We start from the raw sequence: 23,895 nt of genomic DNA on the forward strand, positions 1-23,895 counted from the left end.
CTGACTTCGATATGACGATTCTCCCGCTGCGCAAATTCTTCGCGGCCGCGGTCGTGGCGGCGTGCCTGCCGTTCGCACCGCACGTGGCATCGGCGGCGCCGGCCGCCAACCTGCCGGACTTCGCCGACCTCGTGGACAAAGTGGGGCCGTCGGTCGTCAATATCCGCACTACCACACGCGTCTCCTCGGCCCAGCGCGGCCTTCCGCCGGGTATGGACCAGGGCGACATGTCGGAATTCTTCCGCCGCTTCTTTGGCATTCCGCTTCCGCAAGGGCCGCAGGGCGGCCAGGGCGGGCAAGGCGGTCAGGGGGGAGGAGGCCAGGCGCCGGGCGGCGGTTCGGATTCAGGTCCGGACAGCGGCAACGACACCGAACAGAACAGCGGCGTCGGCTCCGGCTTCATCCTCTCGGCCGACGGCTACGTGATGACCAACGCGCACGTGGTCGACGACGCGGATAGCATCTACGTGACGCTCACCGACAAGCGCGAATTCAAGGCGAAGCTGATCGGCGTGGACGACCGCACGGACGTTGCGGTGGTGAAAATCCAGGCCGCGAATCTGCCGGCTGTGACGATGGGCGATTCGAACAAGGTGCGCGTGGGCGAGTGGGTCGTGGCGATCGGTTCGCCGTTCGGCCTCGAAAACACGGTAACGGCGGGCATCGTGAGCGCGAAGGGCCGCGACACGGGCGACTATCTGCCGTTCATCCAGACCGACGTGGCCGTGAACCCCGGCAACTCGGGCGGTCCGCTCATCAACATGCAAGGCGAAGTGATCGGCATCAACTCGCAGATCTATAGCCGCACCGGCGGCTTCATGGGCATCTCGTTCGCGATTCCGATCGACGAGGCGATGCGCGTGGCGGATCAGCTCAAATCGACGGGCAAGGTCACGCGCGGCCGCATTGCCGTGGCGATCGGCGAGGTGACGAAGGAGGTCGCCGACTCGCTCGGCTTGCCCAAGGCGCAAGGCGCGCTCGTTTCCAGCGTCGAGCCGGGCGGTCCGGCCGACAAGGCGGGCATCCAGCCGGGCGACATCATCCAGAAGTTCAACGGCGTAGTGGTCGATGCCGCGACCGACCTGCCGCGTATGGTCGGCGACACGAAGCCGGGCACCAAGGCCACCGTTACGGTCTGGCGCAAGGGCACGACGCGCGATCTGCCGATCACGATTGCCGAGATGCAGACCGACAAGAGCGCGAAGGCGGACCAGAAGAAGGCGCCCGAGCCCAAGCCGCGTGCGTTGAACGCGCTCGGTCTCGCGGTGGTTGATGTTCCCGCCGACCAGCTTGCGCAGCTCAAGATAAAGGGCGGCGCGATGGTGGACTCGGTGGACGGCCCGGCGGCGCGCGCCGGCCTGCAAAAGGGCGACATCATCCTGCGCGTGGGCGACACCGATATCACGAGCGCGAAGCAGTTCCAGGAGGTCACCTCGCATCTCGACCCGCAGAAGATGGTGGCGGTGCTCGTGCGGCGCGGCGACAATACGCAGTTCGTGCCGCTGCGCCCGCGCGCGCCGGGGCAGAAGTAAGACGCGATGCGCGCGCCATTGCGGTCTTCGCCGGCAGCGCAGGGCGCGCTCGAACGTGCGAGCGCGCACCTCGTGCTGTATGGGCGCGCGTGGTGTCATCTGTGCGAGGACATGCGCGTGGCGCTGGAGCCTCTTGCGGCGGCGGCGGGGGCGCGGCTCGACGTTGTCGATGTCGATTCCGACCCCGCCCTTCAGGCGCGCTACGACGAATTCGTGCCGGTGCTCGTTTGCGACGGCGTCGAACTGTGTCACTACCATCTCGACGAAGCGCGCGTGCGTGCGACGCTCGGCTTGGGCGCCGACGCACCGGGCGTGCCGCCGGAGGCACCGCGCGGCGCATGAAATCCGCGCGCGGCGAGCACGCGCGCCACGACACATCCATTACATGACCGGACGGTTCGCCCGTGGGACCCCTTTTCGGCTAAAATAGTCCGGTTTTTCATCTGTTTACGAGGCGTGCCCAGCTTTCGTTGGGGCGCGCCTTTTTCGCTTGATCGGCACTGAATGGATCATATTCGTAACTTCTCGATCATTGCGCACATCGACCATGGCAAGTCGACGCTCGCCGATCGCATCATCCAGTTGTGCGGCGGCTTGTCCGACCGCGAAATGGAATCGCAGGTGCTCGACTCGATGGATCTCGAGCGCGAGCGCGGCATCACCATCAAGGCGCAGACCGCCGCGCTGTCGTATAAGGCGCGTGACGGCAAGGTCTACAACCTGAACCTGATCGACACGCCAGGGCACGTCGACTTCTCGTACGAGGTGAGCCGTTCGCTCTCCGCGTGCGAGGGCGCGCTGCTCGTGGTTGACGCGAGCCAGGGCGTCGAGGCGCAGACGGTGGCGAACTGCTACACCGCGATCGAACTCGGCGTGGAAGTCGTGCCGGTGCTCAACAAGATCGACCTGCCCGCCGCGAACCCCGAAAACGCGATCGAAGAGATCGAGGACGTGATCGGCATCGACGCGACCGACGCCACGCGTTGCAGCGCGAAGACCGGCCTCGGCGTGGAAGACGTGCTCGAAGCGCTCATCGCCAAGGTGCCCCCGCCCAAGGGCGATCCGGAGGCGCCCCTGCAGGCGCTCATCATCGACTCGTGGTTCGACAACTACGTGGGCGTGGTGATGCTCGTGCGCATCGTCAACGGCACGCTGCGTCCGAAGGACAAGATCAAGCTGATGGCCACCGGCGCGCAGTATCCGGTCGAGCACGTCGGCGTGTTCTCGCCCAAGTCGCGCAACCTGGAATCGCTCTCGGCGGGGCAGGTGGGCTTCATCATCGCCGGCATCAAGGAACTCGCCGCGACCAAGGTGGGCGACACCGTCACGCTCGCCGCGAAGCCCGCGCCCGAGCCGCTGCCGGGCTTCAAGGAAGTGAAGCCGCAGGTGTTCGCGGGCCTCTATCCGGTCGAGGCGAACCAGTACGACGCGCTGCGCGAATCGCTCGAAAAGCTCAAGCTCAACGACGCTTCGCTGCAATACGAGCCGGAAGTTTCGCAGGCGCTCGGCTTCGGCTTCCGCTGCGGCTTCCTCGGCCTCCTGCACATGGAAATCGTGCAGGAGCGTCTGGAGCGCGAGTTCGACATGGACCTCATCACCACGGCGCCGACCGTGGTGTACGAAGTGCTTCAGGCCGATGGCACGCAGATCATGGTCGAGAACCCGGCGAAGATGCCGGAGCCTCCGAAGATCGCCGAGATCCGCGAGCCGATCGTGACTGTGAACCTGTACATGCCGCAGGACTATGTGGGCTCCGTGATCACGCTGTGCACGCAAAAGCGCGGCTCGCAGATCAACATGCAGTACCACGGCCGCCAGGTGCAGCTCACCTACGAAATCCCGATGGCGGAAATCGTGCTCGACTTCTTCGATCGCCTGAAGTCGGTTTCGCGCGGCTATGCGTCCATGGATTACGAGTTCAAGGAATACCGCAGCGCGGACGTCGTGAAGGTCGACATGCTGATCAACGGCGACAAGGTCGATGCGCTCTCGATCATCGTTCACCGTTCGCAGTCGCAATATCGCGGCCGCGAAGTGGCGGCGAAGATGCGCGAGATCATTCCGCGCCAGATGTACGACGTGGCCATTCAGGCCGCGATCGGCGCGCATATCATCGCGCGCGAGAACATCAAGGCGCTGCGCAAGAACGTGCTGGCCAAGTGTTACGGCGGCGACATCACGCGTAAGAAGAAACTGCTCGAAAAGCAGAAAGAAGGCAAGAAGCGGATGAAGCAGGTCGGCTCGGTCGAGATTCCGCAAGAGGCCTTCCTCGCCATCCTTCGTGTCGAAGATAAATAAGTAACGCAAATAAGCCGGACAACGGATCTCTACATGAATTTTGCGCTGATTCTCTTTGTGCTCGTCATCTTGACGGGCGTTGCGTGGGTTGCAGACAAACTGGTTTTCATGCCGCGCCGGCGCCTCGCCGCCGATGCGGCGGTCGCGGAGTTCGACCGTCAGCAGGAGCGTATCGGCGAGCGTTTTGCCGATGAAAACGCGCCTGTCACGCGCCAGAACCTGCGCAACGAAAAGCTGCGCCAGCCGTGGTGGCTCGAATACACGGCGAGCTTCTTTCCCGTCATCCTGATCGTGTTCCTCGTGCGCTCGTTCGTCGTTGAGCCGTTCAAGATTCCGTCGGGTTCGATGGTCCCCACGCTGCTCGTGGGCGACTTCATCCTCGTGAACAAGTTCGACTACGGCATCCGCCTGCCGATCACGAACACGAAGGTCACGCAGGGCCGTCCGCTCGAACGCGGCGACGTGGTCGTGTTCCGCTATCCGAAGGACGAGTCGGTCGACTACATCAAGCGCGTGATCGGCCTGCCGGGCGACGTGGTGTCCTATCAGGACAAGCAGCTCACGATCAACGGCCAGCCGGTGCCGGAAGTGCCGCAGGGCGACTTCTTCGACGAAGAGCGCATCGGGTACGCGAAGCAGTTCACCGAAGACCTCGGCAACGGCCGCAAGAACAACATCCTCAACAACCCCGCGGTGCCGCCGTTCATCGTGGGCGCGGAGGATTATCCGTATCGCGACAACTGCCAGTACAACGCACGCGGCGTGATCTGCAAGGTGCCGCCGGGCAACTACTTCATGATGGGCGACAACCGCGACAACAGCGCGGACAGCCGTTACTGGGGCTTCGTGCCCGACGCGAACATCGTGGGCCGCGCGTTCTTCATCTGGATGAACTTCAGCAACCTGCGGCGCATCGGTTCGTTCGAATAATGCGTGTTTGATCGACGCGCGATGCACGTCGATCGCGCCGCGCGAAGCAGCCATGGAAGCCGCAACAAAACAGCGTAGGCGCGAACACGAGTCTTGCTCGCATCACGTACATTGCCTCTTCGCGCGCTACTTGAAGAAACCCCGGTAACGTCGCTTCATCACGGTTTTTCGCCCGCCGCCCCTGTTTTCGCCGGGGGCGGCGGGCGCGTTATACTCTCCCCATGCCCCAATCTCCGTTGGAAAGCCGTTTGCGCTACGAATTTCGCAATGCGGAATTGCTGCGCCAGGCTTTAACCCACCGCAGTCACAGTGCCACGCATAACGAACGCCTCGAATTCCTCGGTGATTCGGTTCTGAATTGCGCGGTGGCTGCCCTATTGTTCCAACGTTTTGGCAAGCTGGACGAAGGCGACCTCTCGCGCGTGCGCGCGAATCTGGTGAAGCAGCAGTCGCTTTACGAAATCGCTCAGGCCCTCAATATTGCCGACGGCCTGCGTCTCGGCGAAGGCGAGCTGCGCAGCGGCGGCTTCCGCCGTCCGTCGATTCTCGCGGATGCTCTGGAAGCGATCTTCGGCGCGATCTTCCTCGACGGCGGTTTCGACGCCGCCCAGACCGTTATCAAGCGCCTTTACGTGCCGATTCTCGATCACATCGATCCGCGCACGCTCGGCAAGGATTCCAAGACGCTGCTGCAGGAATACCTGCAAGGTCACAAGATCGCGCTGCCCACCTACACGGTCGTGGCGACGCATGGTGCGGCGCACAATCAGCAGTTCGAAGTCGAATGCACGGTGCCCAAGCTCGACGTGAAGGTGTCGGGTTCGGGCGCGAGCCGTCGCGCGGCGGAGCAGGCCGCGGCGAAGAAGGCGCTCGACGAGGTCGTGGCCGCGGCGCCCGCGCTGGTGGCGAAGCCGCGCCGTTCGAAGGGCGCGCGCGCGCCCAAACCGGAACCCGAGGTCGTCCCCGGCGTGACGGGCGTGCAGGGCGCGCTCGATCTGCGTTCGCCGGAGCGCCGTGAGCGTGCTGCCGCGCGTACCGAGCGTCCGGCCCAAACCGCGGCGGCCGAAGGCGCGCCGTTGGCGGTGATTCGCGCCGCGCACGTCCAGGAGCGCCCGGCGGAGAAGGCCGAACGCGGCGCCGACAAGGCCACGGGCTTCGACGCCGTGCCGAGCGCCGGCTCGATTGCGCACCGTTCGGCTCCGGTCAAAGCCGAATCGGCGTTGCGCAACGTCGAGCGCGCGCAAACCGCGACTACCGGCGGCACCAGCTCCGAGGCCGAGACGCATGCCGAAGCCACGACGGCCATTCCCGTGCGCGCGGCCGATGCCGGCCACTGATTCCACTCAGGCGCGCGGCGAGCGCGCCTACCGTTTTTCTATTCCGGTCCGATCATGAACGCTCCCACTTCCACTCCTGCCGGTTTTCGTTGCGGCATGGTCGCGATCGTCGGCCGTCCGAACGTCGGTAAATCCACGCTGATGAATGCGCTGGTCGGTCAGAAGATCAGCATCACGTCGCGCAAGGCGCAGACGACGCGCCATCGCATCACCGGCATCAACACGATCGACGACGCGCAGTACATCTTCGTCGATACGCCCGGTTTCCAGACGCGCCACAGCACGGCGCTGAACCGTTCGCTGAACCGCGCGGTGACCTCCACGCTCAGCTCGGTCGACGCCGTGCTGTTCGTGATCGAAGCCGGCAAGTTCGGCCCCGACGATCAGAAGGTGCTCGACCTCATTCCGCCGAACGCGCCCACCATCCTGATCGCCAACAAGATCGACCGCGTGACCGACAAGGGCACGCTTTATCCGTTCATCCAGCAGGTGCAGGATCTGCGCGAGTTCCGCGAGATCGTGCCGCTCTCGGCTCAGAACGCGGACGACATCAAGCGCTTGCTCGCGACGCTCAAGCCGTATCTGCCCGAAGGGGAGCCGATCTACGGCGAAGACGACCTCACCGACCGCAGCGAGCGCTTCCTCGCCGCCGAAATCCTGCGCGAGAAAGTGTTCCGCTGGACCGGCGACGAGCTGCCGTACACGAGCACTGTGATCATCGACAAGTTCGAGCAGGAGGGCCGTCTGCGCCGCGTCTTCGCCACGATTCTCGTGGAGCGCGACACGCAGAAGGCGATGGTGATCGGCCAGAAGGGCGCGAAGCTCAAGCAGATCAGCACCGAGGCGCGCCTCGACATGGAGAAGCTCTTCGACGGCCCCGTGTACCTCGAAACCTTCGTGAAGGTGAAGAGCGGCTGGGCCGACAACGAAGCCGGGCTGCGCGCCTACGGTTACGAGTAAGCACGACGGGCAACGCGTATGAGTGACGGCGCAGCCGGAACCCTGCACGACGACTGGCCCGCGCACGACGAAGCGCAGGCCGACGAGGCATTCGCGCCGGGCGAAGAAGCATCCGGTTCCGGCGGCGCGCGGCGCTCCTTGGCGAAGAGCACGCAAGGCGCGCGAAGCGCGAAGGCGACGAAGAGCGCCGCCACGCGCAACGCGATGACCGAAGGCGCCGACGCCACGCTCGAAGGCCGCGCCGAACCGCGTGCCGAATCGCGCAACAACCGCAAGACCACCGCGCGCTCCCAACTGCCGCGCGCCTCCCGCAGCACCACGCCCGATTACCGCATCGCCGAGCAGCCGGCCTTCGTGCTGCACAGCTACCCGTACCGCGAGACGAGCCTCATCATCGATGTGCTCTCGCGCGATCACGGCCGCGTGGCGCTCGTCGCGAAGGGCGCGAAGCGTCCGCACTCGGCATTGCGCGGCGTGCTGCAAACCTTCCAGCCACTCGCGCTTTCGTGGACCGGCAAGGGCGAAGTGCGCACGCTCACCGGCGCCGAGTGGGTGGGCGGCATGTTGCCGCTGACCGGCGACGCGCTGCTGTGCGGCTTCTACGTGAACGAGCTGCTCGTGAAGTTCATCGCGCGCGAAGACCCGCATCCCGAACTCTTTCGCCATTACGTCGTGACGCTCACGCGCCTCGCGCACGACGAGCCGCCCGTGCAGGTGCTGCGCTCGTTCGAGCGCGTGCTGCTGCGCGAGGCGGGCTACGCGCTCGCGCTCAACCGCACCGTGAACCGCAAGGCGGTGGTGGCGGAAGCTCGCTACGTGTTCGATCCCGAACGCGGCGTGCGCGAAGCTTCGGACGAGTGGCCCACTCAGTGGCCCTTGCTGTCGGGCCAGACGTTGCTCGACATGGAAGAGGACGATTACCATCGACCTCAGACGGTTGCGCAGAGCAAGGCGCTCATGCGCTTCCTGCTGAACACTTACCTTGGCGGCACGCCGCTCGCGACGCGCCAGATTCTGATCGACTTGCAGAACCTATGAGCTTCTTTCTCACTTCTCCCAATGTGATCGACCTGGGCGTGAACATCGACCACGTCGCCACGCTGCGCAACGCGCGCGGCACCGCTTATCCCGACCCGATCCGCGCGGCGCTGCTAGCCGAGGAGGCGGGCGCCGACGCGATCACCCTGCATCTGCGCGAGGATCGCCGACATATCGTCGACGCCGACGTGCGCGCGCTGCGCCCGCAACTGAAAACGCGCATGAACCTCGAATGCGCGGTGACGGCCGAGATGCTCGACATTGCGTGCGAGATCAAACCGCACGACGTTTGCCTCGTGCCCGAAAAGCGCGCCGAGCTGACGACCGAAGGCGGTCTGGACGTAGCGGGTCACTTCGACGCCGTCGCCGCCGCGTGCCGTCAGCTTGCCGATGCGGGCTGCCGCGTCTCGCTCTTCATCGATCCGGACGAAACGCAGATTCGCGCGGCGCATGAAACGGGCGCACCCGTGATCGAGCTGCACACGGGCCGCTACGCCGAGGCGCACGACGCCGGCGAGCAGGAGCGCGAATACGAGCGCGTGGTCACGGGTGTTAACTGCGGCAACAGCCTCGGGCTGAAGGTGAACGCCGGCCACGGCCTGCACTACACGAACGTGCAGCAGATCGCGGCCATCGACGGCATCGTCGAGCTGAACATCGGTCACGCGATCGTTGCGCACGCAATCTTCGCGGGCTGGGAGAACGCGGTGCGCGAAATGAAGGCGATCATGGTCGCGGCGCGTCTCGGCACGCGCGGCTGATCCGGTTACGGCGCCGCGCGTCGCGCTCACGCAACCGACACATTCGACGGGAGTCTCATGGCGATCTACGGTATCGGCACCGACATCATTCAGGTGAGCCGCGTGGCGGCAGTCATGGCGCGCACCAACGGGCGCTTCGCGCCGCGTGTGCTCGGGCCGGACGAACTCGCTGTCTACGAGGCGCGCAAGGCGCGCTCGGAAGCGCGAGGCCTCGCGTATCTGTGCACGCGGTTCTCCGCGAAAGAGGCGTTCTCGAAAGCGATCGGCCTCGGCATGCGCATGCCGATGACATGGCGCGCCATGCAGACTCTCAACGAGCGCGGCGGCCGGCCTGTCATAGTCGCTTCGGGCGAACTCGCGCAGTGGCTCGACGAACGCGGCATCACGGCGCGCGTGAGCATCACCGACGAACATGAGTACGCGGTTTCCTTCGTGGTAGCGGAAATCGACGGCTGACCTCCATCGCCGTGCGCCGCGCGGCATCTACGCAAATTCACCGATGAAGAATAATCCCGGACCCGTCATGCTCGACGTGGTCGGCACCACCTTGAGCGACGACGACGTGCGCCGTCTGGCGCACCCGATGACCGGCGGCGTGATCCTGTTCGCGCGCCACTACGAGAATCGCGCGCAGCTCGTCGCGCTCACCGACGCGATTCGCGCGGTGCGCGAGGACCTGCTGATCGCCGTCGACCATGAAGGCGGCCGCGTGCAGCGCTTTCGCACCGACGGCTTTACGGTGCTGCCGGCCATGGGGCGCCTCGGGGCGTTGTGGGACAAGGACGTGCTGCTCGCGACCAAGGTCGCGACGGCCGTGGGCTACATCCTCGCGAGCGAATTGCGCGCATGCGGCATCGACCTCTCGTTCACGCCGGTGCTCGATCTCGGCTATGGCCAGTCGAAGGTCGTGGGCGACCGCGCATTCCATCGCGACCCGCGCGTCGTGACGCTGCTCGCCAAGAGTCTCAATCACGGACTGGCGCTCGCGGGCATGGCCAATTGCGGCAAGCATTTTCCGGGGCACGGCTTCGCGACGGCGGACTCGCACGTCGCGGTGCCGGTGGACGAACGTCCGCTCGAGGCGATTCTCGGCGAAGACGCGCTGCCCTACGACTGGCTCGGTCTCTCGCTCACGGCCGTGATGCCGGGCCACGTGATTTATCCGAAAATCGATTCGAAGCCCGCGGGCTTCTCGCGCATCTGGGTCGAGGAGATTTTGCGCAAGCGGCTGCGCTTCACGGGCGCGATCTTCAGCGACGATCTCTCGATGGAAGCCGCGCGCCAGGGCGGCACGCTGACCGAGGGCGCACGCGCCGCACTCGAAGCGGGCTGCGACATGGTGCTGATCTGCAACCAGCCGCACGAGGCCGAAAAGGTGCTCGACGCGCTGCGCACAACCGAGCCGCGCCGCGCTGCCAAGGCTTCGGCCCGGCGCATCAAGCGTATGCGCGCGCGCGGCAAGGCGCTGCGTTGGGACAAGCTGGTGGCGGACGCAGCGTACATCGAGGCGCAGTCGTTGCTGCGCAACGTATTGCCTTGACGCGCTGATCGCCGCGCCGGTGCAGTGGCTAAAGGCTGCCCTTCGTTTCCGAAGGGCAGCCTTTTTACATGCTGCGCGCCTGCAAGGAGGCTCAGTTCAGCCGCATGCGCTGCAGCTTGTTGTAGAGCGTCTTGGGACTGATGCCGAGCAGCGAAGCGGCGCGGTGCCGCGTGCCGCCCACGGCGTCGAGCGTCGCGCGGATCAGCATTTCTTCCACGTCGGCGAGCGGCGTGCCCACCGTCACCTGCACGCGGCCGCCGTTCATGTCGCGCGGTCCGGCGCCGCCGCTTTCCTCGGCCTGGAGGGTTTCCAGCACCTCGCCCGAGGCGTGCCACGCGCGCCTCACGCGCTCGTGCAACTCGCGCACGTTGCCGGGCCAGTCATACGCGAGACACTCGCGCACGAATGACGGCGCGACGAGCCGCGTCGCGCCCGCGAGGCCGTGTGCCTGGGCTTCCTGATTGAGTTCGTCGATGCACGCGAGCGCGAGCAGGGCGGAGTCGTCGTCGCGCTCGCGCAGCGGGGGCAGCGGGATTGCTGCGGCGTCGAGGCGCAGCCACAGATCGTTGTGCAGCACGCCCTGCTGTACGGCGTCGCGCGGCACCGCACGAGTCGCTGCGATCAGGCGGAAATCGGTGCCCACTTCGCTGTTGCCGCCCACGCGCATGAAGGTCTGCGAATCGAGCGCACGCAGCAGCGTTTCCTGTTGCTCGCGCGGCAGATCGGTCAGCTCGTCGATGAAGAGCGTGCCGCCGCTCGCCTGATCCACGAGGCCCGGCTCGCGCTGTTCCGCGCCCGTGAACGCGCCGCGCTCATGGCCGAACAGCACGCTCGCAAGCGGCCGGCCAGCGGCCGCCTCGGCCACGAGCGAACGCGCGTCGCACACAATGAACGGCCCCTTGCGGCGGCGGCTCAACTGGTGAAGCGTGCGTGCGGCGACTTCCTTGCCGGTGCCGGCTTCGCCGTGCACGAGCAGCGCTGCTTCGGTAGGCGCGAGTTGTTCGAGCGTGTCGTACACGCGCTGGATCGCGTTGCTACGTCCGAGCATGGGCCCGAAGTGGCCCATCTGGCGCAGTGTGGCGCGCAGCGAGCGCACTTCCTCGGTCAGCTCGTACGGACGCGGAATCCGCGCGAGCAGGCTGCGCAGGCGCGGAATGTTGACCGGCTTGAGCAGATAGTCCCAGATGCCGTGGCGCAGCCCTTCGATCGCGCTCTCGACCGTGGCGTTGCCGGTCATCACGATCACGGGCAGCGCGCCGCCAGGAGGTTGTGCGGGCAAATGCGGCAGCAGCTCGAGGCCGCCGCCGTCAGGCAGATTCAAATCGACGAGTACGACATCCGGAATGAAGCGCGCCAGGGCGGCGCGCGCTTCGGCGAGTGTGGCGGCAGTGTCGACGGAGAACCCATCGGCCGACAGGATCGCAGAGAGACCTGACAGGCTATTGGGATCGTCTTCGACAATCAGGGCGTGTGGCATGACGGTAGCGGCTTACGGATGAGCGCATTCGCGCCGGCGCGGGCCGCACGGGGTAACGCGCGCGCCCCGGCAGGCAACCGCGCGGCGCGTGGGAGCGCGGCACGATGCGAAAGATTTCACCGAGATCACGGACATGTCTCGAAGCAGGGTGTTCAGTTCCGGTCCTCCCAGTTGTGCTGCGCCAGAGCGGGGGCGCGGCGGCGTTGTCCGGCAGGAAAGCGCCGGCGGCCGCAGCAACGCAGGCCCGAAGCGCCAGGCGCTTGGGCAAGCGTGCATCCCCCCTATGTACTTCTGTGCCTGCGGTGGTGCCTGTTTGTGGCTGTGTGCCTTTTATGCCCGCAAGTGGGCGCCAGCCGGCAACCGCCGGCCGACAGCCATACCGGCATGCCGCGACGGTACGTTACTCGAGCGGCCTGTGCGCGTCGAACCAGCGGCGCACTTCCAGTTCAGCCTCGTCACGCGTCTTGCCGTAACGTTCCTGAATCAGGCCTGCCAGGCGGTCGGCATGGCCTTCGGCTTTCGCGAGTTCGTCGTCCGTCAACTCGCCCCATGCCGCTTTGGCCTTACCGATCAACTGCTTCCACTTGCCTTCGGCGATGTCGTTGTTCATTGTGTTTCTCCTGATAAGGGAAAGAGGTGGAACGCATGCTCTTTCAGCTACAGCAGAAACCGTGCCGCGGGATTCCTTTCTGATCGGTGCGCCTGCCTGGTGCACGTTATTTGAGCACGGCAAGTCCGACATTCCTGGCGCATAACCGGTAAGGTTTTCCGCAGACCCTCAAACATACACGTTAAGCAAAAAAAGAAAAAGCGCCCCGAGGGGCGCTTTCGCGACGCTCGCCGCCCTCACCACCGCGGCAGCGTCCTTGCGCTAATGATCTTAGGCGCGGCTGCGGTACTCGTTCGTACGCGTGTCGATTTCGATCTTGTCGCCGATGTTGCAGAAGAGCGGCACTTGCAGTTCGAAGCCGGTGTTCAGCTTGGCGGTCTTCAGGACCTTGCCCGACGACGTGTCGCCCTTGACGGCCGGTTCCGTGTAGATGATTTCGCGCACGAGCACGGTCGGCAGTTCGACCGAGATGGCCTTCTCGTTGTAGAACACGACTTCGCAAGCCATGCCGTCTTCGAGGTAGTTGAGGGCGTCGCCCATCATCTCGCCTTCGACTTCGAACTGGTTGTAGTCGGCGTCCATGAACACGTACATCGGATCGGCGAAGTACGAGTACGTCACTTCCTTGCGATCGAGCACGACGACGTCGAACTTGTCGTCCGCCTTGTACACGGTTTCCATGCCCGCGCCGGTCAGCAGGTTCTTGAACTTCATCTTCACGACGGCGGAGTTACGGCCCGACTTGTTGTATTCGGCCTTCTGCACCACCATTGCGTCGTTACCGATCATCACGACGTTGCCGACGCGGAGTTCCTGTGCGGTCTTCATAATAAAAAACTGTCCTGTCCAGATTAAGTAGCTTCGAGTGTGCTCGACGGCAAACGTCGCAAGCGGATTCGGTTGTTGCTGCAGGGACTGCGACCCTCTTTCATACTTCACGCACCACCATAAAGGGGCGCAAATCAAGGGGCGCAAAACGCGAAGCGCTTGAGACGGCTGCCGTCGGATAACCGCTTATTTTAACTGACTTTTTGCGAACTCGGCGAGATTTCCCGCGAGATCGCCAACCTGCCCGAGTTCGCCTGACCAGGCGTTCGCGCGCGCCTTATAAGCAGGCAGATGCTGCGCGAAATCGGCCCAGTCGGGCGTGCCGCGGCCATTCCACGCATGCCAGAAGCGCGCGAGCGCGGCGCGCGGCGCCTCCGGCAAGGTGCGGCCGTAATGCGCGAGCGCGGCGTCGAGCTTGGGCAGGTGAGCGTCGTCGGCTTGCGGGTAGATGTGCCAGACAAACGGCCGCGCGGCCCATTGCGCGCGCACGAACGAATCTTCGCCGCGCACGAAATTGAGGTCGCTTGCCCATAGCAGCGGGTCGTAGCCGCGCTGCTCGGTGAACGCCAGCGCGTGCGCGCGCAGGGAGCCTCGTGCGGCGTGCGAACCGGCGCCGAACGTCGTCGCCCCGAAAAAGCGCGCGAGCGCGCCGGAGATACGGCCCTCGGGCACGAGCAGGACGACCGGCGTCGCGCCGTCGCGCCATTGTTCCAGCAGATGATCGACGGCCGGGTTTTCGTAGGCGAACAGCGAGATCACGGTGGCTTCCGGGCCGGCAGGCGGCCCGCCCGTCGCGTGCTGCCACCACGCGGCGCGCGCGTCGTGCGAGTGCTCGAAGTCCGCGCGCGCCGCGTCGAGCGTGCGCTCCTTGAGCACGCCGCCCGTGCCCGGGCCAAGGCCGGGAAAGAAGAAGTGCTTGGCGAGCGCGTAGCGCGGGTGCGGCGAGGGGCGCAGATGAAAATCGGCCACCCAGTCCTCGGCGCTCAAATATTCGAGATTGAGCCAGACGGGTTTGCGCACGCGTTCGGCCATTGCGGCGACGTAGACGGGCGGCAGCTCGCACGCGAACGCCTCGATCACGACATCGGCGATCTGCAGCGTGTCGCCCGCATGACCGGGTTCGTGCCAGTGCTCGACGAGCACGCCCTCGACCCATTGCGTGGCGCGGCTTGCGTCGAGCGCAGGGCAGAGTCTGCGGAAGGCGTGCAGGTCGTCGACGAACAGGCGCACCTGCCAGGCGTGCTCGCGCGCGAGCTGGCGCGCGAGCCGCCAGCACACGCCGATGTCGCCGAAATTGTCGATGACGGCGCAAAAGAGGTCGCAGGCGATGGCGTTATCGCTCGCGGCGGCGGGAGTGTGAGGTTCGGTCATGATGGCGTGCGAAGGAGCGCCGGCGGCTTCGGCGCGGGTTCCGTGCGGCAGGGAATGATCTAAACTTGCGATTCTAGGACACGGCCACGAACGCGTCGCGACGGCGGCGCGCAGCCGGGTCTCACTTCTCTTGACGCACCGCCCGTCCCCGAAACTGGATGACCGACACCGACGTTTTCGACCCGAAAAAGGCACTCGCGCAGTTGCCGCATCTGCCCGGCGTTTATCGCTACTACGACGCGCATGGCGCGGTGCTTTACGTCGGCAAGGCGCGCGACCTGAAAAAGCGCGTGTCGAGCTATTTCACCAAGACGCTGTTGTCGCCGCGCATCGCGATGATGGTCACGCGGATCGCGCGCATCGAAACCACGGTCACGCGTTCCGAGGCCGAGGCGCTGCTGCTCGAAAACAATCTCATCAAGGCGCTCACGCCGCGCTACAACATCCTTTTTCGCGACGACAAGTCCTATCCGTTTCTCAAGATCACGGGACACAAATTCCCGCGCATGGCGTACTACCGTGGGGCGGTCGATCGCAACAACCAATATTTCGGACCGTTTCCGAGCGCTTCGGCCGTGCGTGAGAGCATCCAGATCCTGCAGCGCGTGTTCCAGTTGCGCACCTGCGAGGACTCGGTCTTCAACAACCGCACGCGGCCTTGCCTGTTGCATCAGATCGGGCGCTGCACGGCGCCTTGCGTGGGCGCGGTCAGCGAAGAGGACTACGCACGCGACGTGAACAACGCATCGCGCTTTCTGCTCGGCCGCCAGAACGAAGTGATGAAGGAACTGGAGACGAAGATGCATGCGTTCGCCTCCGAGCTGAAGTTCGAGCAGGCGGCGTCCGTGCGCAACCAGATGAGTTCGCTTTCGACCGTGCTGCATCAGCAGGCCATCGAAACGGGCAGCGAGAGCGACGTCGACATTCTGGCCGTGGTGGCGCTCGGCGGGCGCGTCTGCGTGAATCTCGCGATGGTGCGCGGCGGCCGTCATCTGGGCGACAAGGCGTATTTCCCCGCGCACGTGGAACGCGCGCTGACCGACGAGGAAGGCGGCGTCGCCGAGGAAATCGACAGCGAGACCGTAGCCGCGGCGAGCGCGCTGAAGTCGCTGCCGGCGCTCGCGCGCAAGACGGTGGAAGATTACGTCGAGGAAGCGCAACAGGCCGACGCACAAGACGATGCGGCGTTCGAAGCCGAGCCGCTCGATCCGCTTACGATGGCCGCCGACCTCGCCAGCGCCGCGGACGATGCGGACGATGCTGGCGATGCCGAATACGACGACGCATCCGCCGACGCCACCGCGCCCGAGCCGCCAGCCGATTCCCGCAGGAAGCGCGAGATCGGCATCGAATCCGAAGTGCTCGACGCCTTCATCGCCCAGCATTATTTCGGCAACCGCGTGCCGCCCGTGCTCGTGGTGAGTCATCCGCCCGCGAACCGCGAACTCGTCGACGTGCTCAGCGAGCAGGCGGGGCACAAGGTCTCGGTGCTGCGTCAGCCGCAAGGCCAGAAGCGCGCATGGCTCGCGATGGCCGAGCAGAATGCGCGGCTCGCGCTCGCGCGCCTGCTCTCCGAGCAGGGTTCGCAGCAGGCGCGCACGCGCACGCTCGCCCAACTGCTGGGGCTCGAACTCGACGATCTCGCGCATCTGCGCATCGAGTGTTTCGACATCAGCCATACGATGGGTGAAGCGACGCAGGCGTCGTGCGTGGTCTATCACCATCACAAAATGCAGTCGGGCGAATATCGCCGCTACAACATCACCGGCATCACGCCCGGCGACGACTACGCCGCCATGCGCCAGGTGCTCACGCGCCGCTACGAAAAGATGGTTGCGCAGGCAGCGCGCGCCGAGGCCGACGGATCAGCGGAACCGGCGCCCCCGCCCGTGCCTGCGGCCGATCCCGCGGACCCGAATGCGGGTTCGGACGCCGTGGAGGCCGTCGAAGCGCCGCCGCCCGCCGGTACGCTGCCCAACATCGTCCTGATCGACGGCGGCAAGGGGCAGGTCGAGATCGCGCGCCAGGTGTTCACCGAACTGGGTCTCGATCCGGCGATGCTGGTGGGCGTGGCGAAGGGCGAGGGGCGCAAGGTCGGTCTCGAAACGCTCGTGTTCGCCGATGGCCGCGCGCCGCTCGAACTCGGCAAGGAGAGCGCCGCGCTCATGCTCGTCGCGCAGATTCGCGACGAGGCGCACCGCTTCGCCATCACGGGCATGCGCGCGAAGCGCGGCAAAACCCGTCAGACTTCGCGTCTCGAAGAACTGGAAGGCGTGGGGGCGAAGCGCCGCCAGCGTCTGCTCGCACGCTTCGGCGGCTTGCGCGGCGTGATGGCGGCGAGCGTGGAGGATCTGGCGAGCGTGGAGGGCATCTCGCGCGCGCTCGCCGAGCAGATCTACCAGCAGCTTCACTGACGCCGCGTCCCGTTGGCCGCGCCCGGCGCGGCCATTCCTTACGGTTGCTTGTGGCACGTGCGGCGACGCGGCACAATTGCATCTCCCATAATTGCATCTTCCCCGACAGATAGCGCCAGCCGATGCCGTTCAATATTCCGATTCTCCTCACGTGGCTGCGGATCCTGGCGATTCCGCTCGTGGTGGGCGTGTTCTATCTGCCGCAGACAATGCTTTCCCCGATGCAGCAGAACGTGCTGGCGATGCTGCTGTTCGTGCTGGCGGCGCTCACCGACTGGTTCGACGGCTTTCTCGCGCGCAAGTGGAATCAGACCTCCTCGTTCGGCGCCTTCCTCGACCCCGTCGCGGACAAGCTCATGGTGACCGCGGCGCTGCTCGTGCTCGTGCATCTGCAGCGGCTCGACGCCGTGATCGCGCTCGTGATCGTGGGGCGCGAAATCGCGATCTCGGCGCTGCGCGAGTGGATGGCGCAGATCGGCGCGTCGAAGAGCGTGGCCGTGAATTCGCTCGGCAAGTTCAAGACCGCGTGCCAGATGGTCGCGATTCCCATGCTGTTGTTCTACGCGCCGCTCACGCTCGGCGGCGTGACGTTGTTCGACTCGCGCGTTTGGGGCGCGTGGCTCATCTACGTCGCCGCGTTCCTCACGATCTGGTCGATGCTCTACTACATGAAGCTCGCGTGGCCGCAAATTCGCGAGCGCGGCAGTTTGTGATCGCTCCGCTGTGAATCCCTCATGCCTTTTTCCAAAAAGATCACACGAAGGGGTTGACACGATTCTACGGGTTATACATAATCTCACTTCTCCGCTGCACGCCGCAGTAACAAGCAGGCGAATGCGGGGAGATAGCAGAAGATAAGCTGAAGTTAGGCGAAATCTGAAGCAACCATGCGGGAGTAGCTCAGTTGGTAGAGCGCAACCTTGCCAAGGTTGAGGTCGCGAGTTCGAGACTCGTCTCCCGCTCCAGAATTCAAGGTGCGGTGTTTTTGCGGTAGAGAAAAACGAAGCGCCGAAGCAGGAAAGTCGCAGTAAAGCAGGACATTTGCGGGAGTAGCTCAGTTGGTAGAGCGCAACCTTGCCAAGGTTGAGGTCGCGAGTTCGAGACTCGTCTCCCGCTCCAAATGCCAAAGGGGAAGCAGCGCTTCCCTTTTTGTTTGGCGGGATTTGATCTGCGTATCAAGCCCTCCAACAAATCTGTCCGGTGGTTGCGGGCGCACCTGGTGTGCCTCGTGTTCGCTTCATTCCGGTCAGTCCGCTTCTGGCGCGATAGCAAAGCGGTTATGCAGCGGCCTGCAAAGCCGTGTAGGCCGGTTCGACTCCGGCTCGCGCCTCCAGATGCAAAACAAAAGCCACCTTCGGGTGGCTTTTGTTTTTTGCGCCAAAATAGCTGGACTCCATTCTCTCCGGCTTTCCGACATGTCCATCGAACTCCCAGAAGACGCGCGCACCGAAGCGATCGCCTCAATCCAGCGTTATTTCGACGCGAACATGGAAGAGCCGATCGGCAACATCGCGGCGGGCGCGTTGCTGGGCTTCTTTCTCGAGGAGATCGCGCCGGCGGTCTACAACAAGGCCGTCGCCGATGCGCAGGAAAGCATGCAGGCGCGCATCGTCGATCTCGACATCGATCTGCATGAAGAGCCGTTCCAGTACTGGCGCAAGTACGGGCAGCCGCGCCGCCGAAAGTGAGCGCGGCGCAAACGGCGGGTTTGTGGCGCGCGCGACGCGCGGCATAATCGTGGTCATTCACGACGTTTGACGGAAATCACCGACCATGACCGTGCAGTCCCCCGCCTTGCTGCCCCAGTTCGACTGGCAATGGAAAGCTTTCGATGCGCTCGACGCGCGCGAAGTCTACGCCATGCTCAAGCTGCGCTCCGACGCGTTCGTCGTCGAGCAAAACTGCGTGTACGGCGATATCGACGGTCTCGACTTCGGCGCGTGGCATCTGTTTGCATGGAGCGGGCAGGGCGGCGAGCGCGAACTCGCGGGCTACTTGCGCGTGCTGCTGCCCGATACGGACGACGCCGATGTGCGTATCGGCCGCGTAGTGACCTCGCAGAAGCATCGCGGCATCAAACTCGGCAACGCGCTGCTCGAACGCGCCATCGCGCAAGTCGCGCGTCAATGGCCGGGCGTCGCGATGCGTCTGCATGCCCAGGCGCATCTGCAGAAGTTCTACGGGGCGTTTGGCTTCTCACCCGTTGGTGAGATTCACGACGAGGATGGCATTGCGCACGTGTGGATGCGCTCGGCTTGATTCGATGCTCGCCGCCCGTCGCGCCGGAATTCAGGTGCGCAGCGTGCGCCCTTCTTTTGCGGAAGGGCTCTGCGCAACGCGCACGCCGGCGCGCCGGTCCTGCTGCAAACGGCCGCGCGCGGACAGCCGCATCCAGTGTCTCAACGCGACCAGCGCGCCGATCACGCTCATCATCGATCCCGGAATCCACAGCAGCAGCCCGCCGATCTGCTGGTCGCGCATGGGCGATAGCCACGTGAACGCGCGCCCGCAAATCGAGTAGACGGGGTACAGCTCGCGCGGCGTGAAGAAGATGAACGCGCCGAGCACGATCTGCGGCGGAATCGCCGCGATCACGACGAGCACGCGCTTGCCCGGCGAGAGGCGCGCGGGCGGCGCCGGGCGCGAGTCGAGCACGAGCCACCAGAACAGCAGCCCGTCGATCACCATGCTCCAGTTCATGACGCGATAGAGGCGCCAGTCGAGCATCGCGATGAAGTGGATCGGCGAAAAGAGCCAGAAGTAGATGAGCCCGACGAAGAGCCCGACCGCGACCACGGGATGCATGACGATGTCGAGCGCCACGCGTATGGGGCGCGCGGCGAGCGCGGGGCGCACGAAGCGCTGCCGCCACCTGAACGGAATGCCCGCGCGCAGCGCCGCGCCCGGATAGGCGAGCGCAATGAAGAACGGCCCCAGATGATGCAGCACGAGGTGCTGCGCGCGATGCATGAAGAACTCGTGCTCGAAGTAGTAGTCGAGCCGCGTATGCAGCACGACGTAGAGCGCGCCGAGCCCGAACCAGAACGAAATCTGGCGCGCGAGCGACACCCGCGCGTGCCGTTTGCCGCGCACGAATAGCACCGCCGCGAGCATGGTGCAGATCATCACGGTCGGCGAGGGCTCCCACGGCTGGAGCCAGTAAAGCAGGGTCATCGCGAGCACGGCGGCGGCCTCATCGTGGGTTCCGGGGGTTCCGTGGATTCAGCATGCTTGCGCGCGCAACCACGCCGAATGTGCACGTGTGCTTCGCCTTTTCCAGCGCGGCCTGCGTGCTCAGCGCGCAGCCGAGCGAGACGGTGAGCGGCTTGCGGTTCTTCGTCATAACGTTTCCTGTTGCGATTGCCGTTTCGTCAAGACTCGATGAAGCGACCCGCGAGGCGGCATGCGTTCACGACGCCGAGTCGTGGATGACGCGGCGCAGATCGTGCGCGATGGCGTCCGGTGTGTCGTGGTCGGTGGCGAGCAGGCGCGCATGGCCCTGCGCGTCGAATACATACACGGCCGAACTGTGTGTGACTTCGTAGCTGCCGTCGGGGTCGCGTTTTTCCATCTGGTACGCCACGCGATAGCGCCGCGCGAGCGACTCGATCTGCCTGTCCGTGCCGGTCAGGCCGCGCGCATGCCGGGCGTCGAACGCGCCGACGTAGGCGTGCAAGGCCTGCGGCGTATCGCGCGCCGGATCGACGCTGATGAAGAGTATCCGCACTTGCTGCGCATCGGGGCCGAGCTGCGTAATAACCTGCATCAGGCGCGCCATCGTCTCCGGGCAGACGTCCGGGCAATGCGTATAGCCGAAATAGACGAGCGTCGTATGTCCGCGAAAACTGGCGCCCGTGACGGGCTGGCCGTTGTCGGCGGTGAGCGCGAAGTCGAGGTCGGGCAGATGGCCGCTCACGTTCGCCAACTGCCAGGGCTCGCCCGGGTGCGAGCACGCCGCGAGCAGCACGGCGCCTGCAACGATCGCTATGCGTTGCATTCCGCCGCGCAGGCGGGCGCGGAACGTGCGCAACAGGGGCTCGAAGGTGGGGAGCAGAGGCAATTTCGTCGATTCGATGGGATGACTTCGATACATGACGCCAGCGGTGCCCGACCCGGCGACGGGCCGCGGCTTGTCGCTCCGACTTTAGCAAAATTAGGTCCGCGCGGTCGGGAGTGCCACCACAGTCGTGCGAAGTCGTGCGAAGTCGTGCGAAGTCGTGTGAACCGCGCGCGTCGATATGCCGCATTTGCTGAACGAGCGCCCCGGCGCTGGTGGGCGTCGGTCGAACCCGCGGACCGCCTGACGAGCGGAGTCGGGCCCGAGGCCCCCCGCGCAGCCGTCAGCCCCTGACTTTCTCGATAATCGATCCAAGGCGCGGTAAGATTCGCACACTTTCCCTGGGCGCAGCCCGGACCATACCCGGCCAGCAGGCCGATGGGCGAAAAGAACGCAATGCATGCAATCCCGGCAGTCCTGCCGCCTGACCAGACGGCATTTTTCTTCGATTTCGACGGCACGCTCGTCGATCTCGCCCCCACGCCCGACGGCGTGCTCGTGCGTCCCGACATGCTAGCGCATCTGCGTGCGTTGCGCCGCGCGACGCACGGCGCCGTGGCGATCGTCTCGGGGCGCGGCATCGAGAGCATCGACGGTTTTCTCGGCATGCCCGATCTGCCCGTGGCGGGCCTGCACGGCGCCGAGCGGCGCGACGCCAACGGCGACACGCAGCGCGTGGGCTTCAACGATCAGCGTCTGCTGCACATGGAGCAGGTGCTCGCGGAAGTGGTGCGCACGCATCCTGGCATGCTGCTCGAAATCAAGGGCGCGTCGCTCGCGCTGCACTACCGCAACGCCCCGGAGCACGAGGGCACCGCGCGCACGGCGACCGAGCGCCTCGCCGCCGAGTTCGCCGACGCCTACGTGCTGCAACCCGGCAAGATGGTCTACGAAATCAAGCCGAAGGACGTCGACAAGGGCCGCGCGCTGCGCGCGTTCCTCGACGAGCCGCCGTTCGCGAGCCGCCGCCCGGTGTTCGCCGGCGACGACCTGACCGACGAGAAGGGCTTCGCCGTCGTCAACGATCTGGGCGGCCTGTCGATCAAGGTCGGCGGCGGCGACACCATCGCCCGCACGCGCGTCGACTCGGTCGAAGCGCTGATCGGCTGGCTCGCGTCGCTCGTCGCGGCCATGCCGGGCGCCCGGTGACCGCGCGCATGTCACGCCTGGTTCCCCGCACGGCCTCTCTGACGCCAGGCGCCGCTTTTGGCACTCACGCGCCACGTTTTCCCGATTTCCTGGACGGACCCCGCCCCTCATGAGCAGATTGATCATCGTGTCGAACCGCGTCGCGCCGATTTCCGAAGGCGGTCCGGCCGCGGGCGGCCTCGCCGTGGGCGTGTACGACGCGCTCAAGGAAACCGGCGGCATGTGGTTCGGCTGGAGCGGCGACGTGCTCACCTCCGGCCAGCCGCAAATTGCGCTCGAAGAGCGCGGGCCCGTGACCTTCGCGACCATCGGCCTGTTGCGCAAGGACTACGACCAGTACTACCGCGGTTTCTCGAACGCGACGCTCTGGCCCGCGTTCCATTACCGCGCCGATCTCGTCCAGTACGACCGCCACGAGTACGAAGGCTATAGCCGCGTGAACGCGTGGCTCGCGCAGCAGCTCGTGCCGCTCCTGCGCGACGACGACGTGATCTGGGTCCACGACTATCACCTCATTCCGTTTGCCCAGGCGCTGCGCGCGGCGGGCGTGAAGAACCGCATCGGCTTCTTCCTGCACATTCCGTTTCCGGCTTCGCAGGTGCTGCTGGCGGTGCCGCCGCATCGGGAACTGGTCCAGGCGCTGTGCGCGTTCGACCTGCTCGGTTTCCAGACGAAGCCCGACTTGCGTGCGTTCTGCGACTACATCGTGAACGAGGCGGGCGGGACGACCGCGATGCAGCCGGACGGCCTCACGCGCATCGAGGCGTTCGGGCAGACGCTGTGCGCGGGCGATTACCCGATCGGCGTCTATCCCGACGAGATCGCGGAACTCGCCAGGGCCGGCGAGCGCGGCAAGCCGGTGCGCACGCTGAAGTCCACGCTGCACGGGCGCAAGGTCATCATAAGCGTGGACCGGCTCGACTATTCGAAGGGGCTCGTGGAGCGTTTTCGCGCGTTCGAGCGCCTGCTCGACCACGCGCCGGCGCAGCGCAACAAGGTCTCGTTCGTGCAGATCGCGCCGCCCACGCGCGCCGACCTGCACGCCTATCAGGACATCCGGCTGCGCCTCGAGGCGGAATCGGGGCGCATCAACGGCCGGTACGCGGAACTCGACTGGACGCCGATCTGGTACATCCACCGCCAGTACGAACGGGCGGTGCTGGCCGCGCTGTTCCGGGCGTCGAACGTCGGCTACGTCACGCCGCTGCGCGACGGCATGAACCTCGTCGCCAAGGAGTACGTCTCGGCGCAGGACCCCGAGAACCCGGGCGTGCTCGTGCTTTCGCGCTTCGCCGGCGCCGCGCAGGAGCTTTCGGGCGCGCTGATCGTCAATCCGCTCGACATCGACGGCATGGCCGACGCGCTGGGCGCGGCGCTCGCCATGCCGCTTGCCGAGCGCCTCGCGCGCCATCGGGACATGATGGTCCAGTTGCGCGAGAACAATGTCTCGGTCTGGCGCGACCGTTTCATGCGCGATCTCGGCCAGGTCGGCGGGCGCCAGGCGGCAAGCTTGCCGCCGCTCGAGCGCGCCGAAGGCTGAGCACCCGCGCTTCACGCCGCGCAACAGGGCGAGAGCAAAAAAAAGCCGCTTCA

The 23,895-nt window shown here is 65.5% G+C and carries 23 protein-coding genes and 3 tRNA genes; 19 read left to right on the forward strand and 7 right to left on the reverse strand.

Annotated features, from left to right (window positions below; all coding sequences use genetic code 11):
• The first annotated feature begins 11 nt into the window (after nucleotides 1–11).
• The 10 genes from U5768_RS28760 (at nucleotide 12) to nagZ (ending at nucleotide 10,396) form a co-directional block, all read left to right on the forward strand.
• Nucleotides 12–1,532 carry a DegQ family serine endoprotease gene (locus U5768_RS28760; RefSeq protein ID WP_322033706.1) on the forward strand — a complete coding sequence of 507 codons (1,521 nt, stop codon included), beginning with the start codon at nucleotides 12–14 and terminating at the stop codon, nucleotides 1,530–1,532.
• 6 nt (nucleotides 1,533–1,538) lie between these two features.
• Nucleotides 1,539–1,874, forward strand: a complete 336-nt coding sequence (locus tag U5768_RS28765; protein WP_322033707.1) for a glutaredoxin family protein — start codon at nucleotides 1,539–1,541, stop codon at nucleotides 1,872–1,874.
• A 162-nt stretch (nucleotides 1,875–2,036) separates the two neighbouring features.
• The gene (lepA, locus tag U5768_RS28770) at nucleotides 2,037–3,830 is read left to right on the forward strand and encodes a translation elongation factor 4 (RefSeq protein ID WP_322033708.1); all 1,794 of its coding nucleotides are present in this window, start codon (nucleotides 2,037–2,039) and stop codon (nucleotides 3,828–3,830) included.
• A 33-nt stretch (nucleotides 3,831–3,863) separates the two neighbouring features.
• The gene (gene lepB / locus U5768_RS28775) at nucleotides 3,864–4,760 is read left to right on the forward strand and encodes a signal peptidase I (RefSeq protein ID WP_322033709.1); all 897 of its coding nucleotides are present in this window, start codon (nucleotides 3,864–3,866) and stop codon (nucleotides 4,758–4,760) included.
• Nucleotides 4,761–4,981: 221 nt separating this feature from the next.
• A complete protein-coding gene (gene rnc, locus U5768_RS28780) occupies nucleotides 4,982–6,097 on the forward strand; it encodes a ribonuclease III (RefSeq protein WP_322033710.1) in 1,116 nt (371 codons plus the stop codon).
• A gap of 54 nt (nucleotides 6,098–6,151) precedes the next feature.
• Complete coding sequence (era, locus tag U5768_RS28785; RefSeq protein WP_322033711.1) at nucleotides 6,152–7,057, forward strand: GTPase Era; 906 nt, start codon at nucleotides 6,152–6,154, stop codon at nucleotides 7,055–7,057.
• Nucleotides 7,058–7,075: 18 nt separating this feature from the next.
• Nucleotides 7,076–8,095 (forward strand): DNA repair protein RecO, encoded by a 1,020-nt coding sequence (gene recO, locus U5768_RS28790; RefSeq protein WP_322033712.1) that lies wholly within the window; start codon nucleotides 7,076–7,078, stop codon nucleotides 8,093–8,095.
• Complete coding sequence (gene pdxJ / locus U5768_RS28795; protein ID WP_133183593.1) at nucleotides 8,092–8,856, forward strand: pyridoxine 5'-phosphate synthase; 765 nt, start codon at nucleotides 8,092–8,094, stop codon at nucleotides 8,854–8,856. Before recO ends, pdxJ begins: the two co-directional genes overlap by 4 nt.
• Before the next feature lie 57 nt (nucleotides 8,857–8,913).
• Entirely contained in the window at nucleotides 8,914–9,312 is a 399-nt protein-coding gene (gene acpS / locus U5768_RS28800) for a holo-ACP synthase (RefSeq protein WP_322033713.1), read from the forward strand.
• Between the two features lie 43 nt (nucleotides 9,313–9,355).
• Nucleotides 9,356–10,396, forward strand: coding sequence for a beta-N-acetylhexosaminidase (nagZ, locus tag U5768_RS28805; RefSeq protein WP_322033714.1), 1,041 nt, complete (start codon nucleotides 9,356–9,358; stop codon nucleotides 10,394–10,396).
• 91 nt (nucleotides 10,397–10,487) lie between these two features.
• On the opposite strand, the gene U5768_RS28810 is transcribed toward nagZ, so the two are convergent.
• The 4 genes from U5768_RS28810 to earP all read right to left on the reverse strand — a co-directional run bounded on the left by U5768_RS28810 (nucleotide 10,488) and on the right by earP (nucleotide 14,682).
• Nucleotides 10,488–11,873: a sigma-54 dependent transcriptional regulator gene (locus U5768_RS28810; RefSeq protein ID WP_322033715.1), complete on the reverse strand. Its 1,386-nt coding sequence runs from the start codon at nucleotides 11,871–11,873 to the stop codon at nucleotides 10,488–10,490.
• 400 nt (nucleotides 11,874–12,273) lie between these two features.
• The gene (locus U5768_RS28815) at nucleotides 12,274–12,483 is read right to left on the reverse strand and encodes a CsbD family protein (protein ID WP_322033716.1); all 210 of its coding nucleotides are present in this window, start codon (nucleotides 12,481–12,483) and stop codon (nucleotides 12,274–12,276) included.
• Between the two features lie 270 nt (nucleotides 12,484–12,753).
• On the reverse strand, nucleotides 12,754–13,311 hold the full coding sequence (efp, locus tag U5768_RS28820) for an elongation factor P (RefSeq protein WP_133183590.1): 558 nt from the start codon (nucleotides 13,309–13,311) through the stop codon (nucleotides 12,754–12,756).
• A gap of 186 nt (nucleotides 13,312–13,497) precedes the next feature.
• Nucleotides 13,498–14,682, reverse strand: a complete 1,185-nt coding sequence (earP, locus tag U5768_RS28825; RefSeq protein WP_322033717.1) for an elongation factor P maturation arginine rhamnosyltransferase EarP — start codon at nucleotides 14,680–14,682, stop codon at nucleotides 13,498–13,500.
• 158 nt (nucleotides 14,683–14,840) lie between these two features.
• Here earP and uvrC point away from each other — a divergent pair, with 158 nt between their 5' ends.
• The 7 genes from uvrC (at nucleotide 14,841) to U5768_RS28860 (ending at nucleotide 19,355) form a co-directional block, all read left to right on the forward strand.
• Complete coding sequence (gene uvrC / locus U5768_RS28830) at nucleotides 14,841–17,096, forward strand: excinuclease ABC subunit UvrC (protein ID WP_322033718.1); 2,256 nt, start codon at nucleotides 14,841–14,843, stop codon at nucleotides 17,094–17,096.
• 122 nt (nucleotides 17,097–17,218) lie between these two features.
• On the forward strand, nucleotides 17,219–17,809 hold the full coding sequence (pgsA, locus tag U5768_RS28835) for a CDP-diacylglycerol--glycerol-3-phosphate 3-phosphatidyltransferase (protein WP_042261239.1): 591 nt from the start codon (nucleotides 17,219–17,221) through the stop codon (nucleotides 17,807–17,809).
• Nucleotides 17,810–17,985: 176 nt separating this feature from the next.
• Nucleotides 17,986–18,061, forward strand: a tRNA-Gly gene (locus U5768_RS28840).
• Between the two features lie 78 nt (nucleotides 18,062–18,139).
• Nucleotides 18,140–18,215 (forward strand) — tRNA-Gly (locus U5768_RS28845).
• A gap of 140 nt (nucleotides 18,216–18,355) precedes the next feature.
• Nucleotides 18,356–18,429 (forward strand) — tRNA-Cys (locus U5768_RS28850).
• A gap of 82 nt (nucleotides 18,430–18,511) precedes the next feature.
• Nucleotides 18,512–18,784: a DUF2164 domain-containing protein gene (locus tag U5768_RS28855; protein ID WP_322033719.1), complete on the forward strand. Its 273-nt coding sequence runs from the start codon at nucleotides 18,512–18,514 to the stop codon at nucleotides 18,782–18,784.
• Between the two features lie 85 nt (nucleotides 18,785–18,869).
• On the forward strand, nucleotides 18,870–19,355 hold the full coding sequence (locus U5768_RS28860; protein WP_322033720.1) for a GNAT family N-acetyltransferase: 486 nt from the start codon (nucleotides 18,870–18,872) through the stop codon (nucleotides 19,353–19,355).
• A 30-nt stretch (nucleotides 19,356–19,385) separates the two neighbouring features.
• On the opposite strand, the gene U5768_RS28865 is transcribed toward U5768_RS28860, so the two are convergent.
• The 3 genes from U5768_RS28865 to U5768_RS28875 all read right to left on the reverse strand — a co-directional run bounded on the left by U5768_RS28865 (nucleotide 19,386) and on the right by U5768_RS28875 (nucleotide 21,093).
• Nucleotides 19,386–20,270: a cytochrome c oxidase assembly protein gene (locus tag U5768_RS28865; protein WP_322033749.1), complete on the reverse strand. Its 885-nt coding sequence runs from the start codon at nucleotides 20,268–20,270 to the stop codon at nucleotides 19,386–19,388.
• A 19-nt stretch (nucleotides 20,271–20,289) separates the two neighbouring features.
• Nucleotides 20,290–20,439 (reverse strand): hypothetical protein, encoded by a 150-nt coding sequence (locus U5768_RS28870; RefSeq protein ID WP_322033721.1) that lies wholly within the window; start codon nucleotides 20,437–20,439, stop codon nucleotides 20,290–20,292.
• A gap of 66 nt (nucleotides 20,440–20,505) precedes the next feature.
• On the reverse strand, nucleotides 20,506–21,093 hold the full coding sequence (locus tag U5768_RS28875) for an SCO family protein (RefSeq protein ID WP_322033722.1): 588 nt from the start codon (nucleotides 21,091–21,093) through the stop codon (nucleotides 20,506–20,508).
• Between the two features lie 456 nt (nucleotides 21,094–21,549).
• On the opposite strand from U5768_RS28875, the gene otsB reads away from it, so the two are divergent.
• Together otsB and otsA are read left to right on the forward strand one after the other, a co-directional pair.
• Nucleotides 21,550–22,302 (forward strand): trehalose-phosphatase, encoded by a 753-nt coding sequence (gene otsB / locus U5768_RS28880; protein ID WP_322033723.1) that lies wholly within the window; start codon nucleotides 21,550–21,552, stop codon nucleotides 22,300–22,302.
• Nucleotides 22,303–22,411: 109 nt separating this feature from the next.
• On the forward strand, nucleotides 22,412–23,842 hold the full coding sequence (otsA, locus tag U5768_RS28885) for an alpha,alpha-trehalose-phosphate synthase (UDP-forming) (protein ID WP_322033724.1): 1,431 nt from the start codon (nucleotides 22,412–22,414) through the stop codon (nucleotides 23,840–23,842).
• Nucleotides 23,843–23,895: the final 53 nt, after the last annotated feature.

The organism is Paraburkholderia sp. J76, from assembly GCF_905220295.1.
GTDB lineage: Bacteria > Pseudomonadota > Gammaproteobacteria > Burkholderiales > Burkholderiaceae > Paraburkholderia.